The sequence below is a fragment of the Treponema sp. JC4 genome (assembly GCF_000260795.1).
Classification (GTDB): Bacteria; Spirochaetota; Spirochaetia; order Treponematales; family Treponemataceae; genus Treponema_D.
On record NZ_AJGU01000092.1, the window covers coordinates 1 to 1,978 of the forward strand.

2 protein-coding genes are annotated in these 1,978 nt (G+C 30.7%); one reads left to right on the forward strand and one right to left on the reverse strand.

What is annotated here, in order from left to right; translation table 11 throughout:
* Nucleotides 1-356, reverse strand: a 356-nt coding sequence (locus MSI_RS13315; protein ID WP_039925073.1) for a hypothetical protein, incomplete at its 3' end; no start/stop codon positions are given.
* A gap of 376 nt (nucleotides 357-732) precedes the next feature.
* On the opposite strand from MSI_RS13315, the gene glf reads away from it, so the two are divergent.
* The gene (glf, locus tag MSI_RS13320; RefSeq protein ID WP_009108183.1) at nucleotides 733-1,848 is read left to right on the forward strand and encodes a UDP-galactopyranose mutase; all 1,116 of its coding nucleotides are present in this window, start codon (nucleotides 733-735) and stop codon (nucleotides 1,846-1,848) included.
* Nucleotides 1,849-1,978: the final 130 nt, after the last annotated feature.

Here is a 1,978-nt window from a genome sequence, read left to right on the forward strand (position 1 = left end):
CGTTTCTTGAAATCCAATGCTGCAAACCCTCCAATCTGAGGATTAAAACAAACAATTTGTGGAATAGTTTTAATGAAATCATAAACCAACTCATAAGGTGATATAATTGGAATTTCTGTAAAAGAACCTGTTACAGGTGTTTCATCACCTAAAAGGCTCAACGGTGTTTCATTTTTAGGTCTTATAACAATGTCTCCTGTAAAACTTGAAACAAAAGTTTCTTGTATACCGTTTTCTGTACTATCAAAAATAGCATTTGTAAGTACAAGAAGCGCCACTGCAAAAGTAATAAATAAAATTATAACCGCAGAACTCTTGCGGGAAATTATATTTTTAAAAGCTAGTTTTAGAATCATATGTTACCGTCTGCCTGTAGAATAACATATTTTTTAGCTTTTGCCACTATTTGTAAAAAAACAAAGTTGAAAGTAATTTTCAAAATGCATAAATATTTTAGTTCAGGATTTGAAAATATATTTATTATGGAGTATTTATGAAATAATTTGGTTACTTAATCTGATTTTTATGTCTAGGCTATTATTGTAATTAAGCAATTTCAGAAACCTTCACAAAAGTTCATATTTTAATACAAACAACACTTTCACTATTTAATAGTGATATTATACGCCTTGATTTTGGTTATACATAGAAATACAATTACATAAAAAAATATTGACTCGATAGTCAATATTTTTCTTTCAATAAATAAAACAAATTATGGGGAAATATAATATGTATAAATATGATTATATAATTGTAGGTTCAGGCTTATTCGGTGCAACATTCGCATATCTAGCAAAGCAGCAAGGAAAGAAATGTCTTGTAATAGACAAACGCCCACATCTTGGTGGAAACATTTATTGTGAAGATTTTGAAGGCCTACATGTACATAAATACGGAGCACACATCTTCCACACAAGTAATAAAGAAGTATGGGATTTTGTAAATTCTTTGGTTCCTTTTAACCGTTATACAAACAGTCCTGTTGCTAACTATAAAGGTGAACTCTATAACCTACCATTTAACATGAATACTTTTTATCAGATGTGGAAAGTAAAAACACCTGCAGAAGCTGTTGCAAAAATAGAAGAACAAAAAAAAGAAGCACTTGCTGCATTAAAAGGCAGGGAACCTGCAAACCTTGAAGAACAGGCTCTTTCACTTGTCGGTCGGGATATATATGAAAAACTGATCAAGGGATATACAGAAAAACAATGGGGGCGCAAATGTACCGAATTACCGGCATTTATAATTAAAAGACTCCCTGTCCGCTTAACTTTTGACAATAATTATTTTAATGATGCTTATCAGGGAATTCCTATTGGCGGCTATAATAAGCTTATTGATTCTTTACTTAATGGAATTGAAACTAAAACAAATACAGATTTTTTTGAAAACAGAAGTCATTGGGAAAGTCTTGCTGATAAAATTGTATTTACTGGTAAAATTGACGAATTCTATGATTACAAATTTGGTAAACTTGAATACCGTACAGTGCGATTTGAGACAGAAACACTAAAAGAACAGAACCACCAGGGAAATGCAGTTATAAACTACACAGAAGCAGAAGTTCCGTATACAAGAATTATTGAACATAAGCATTTTGAACCGGAAAATCCGGCATATGCAAAAGATTTTACTGTCCTCTCCAAAGAATATTCAACAGAATGGAAGGATGGCATGGAACCATTCTACCCTGTCAATGATGAGAAAAACACAGAACTATATAAAAAATATAAATCATTGGCAGATAACGAAACAAATGTAATATTTGGTGGACGACTTGCTGAATACAAGTATTATGATATGGATGATGTAATTGAAAAGGTTTTAAAGCAAACTTTATAACAATATCATTTATAATTGTATTGATTAAATTTTAATATATCAAATGCCACCAAAAGGAAATTGCTAACCGGTTAGAATAATATTTTTTATCCATGTTAAGTATAGCCTCCTTAAAAATATATAATAAAAC

Bases quoted from the DNA above. Each gene is read 5' to 3' on its own strand.
- glf (WP_009108183.1), top strand. From the start codon at position 733: ATGTATAAATATGATTATATAATTGTAGGTTCAGGCTTATTCGGTGCA.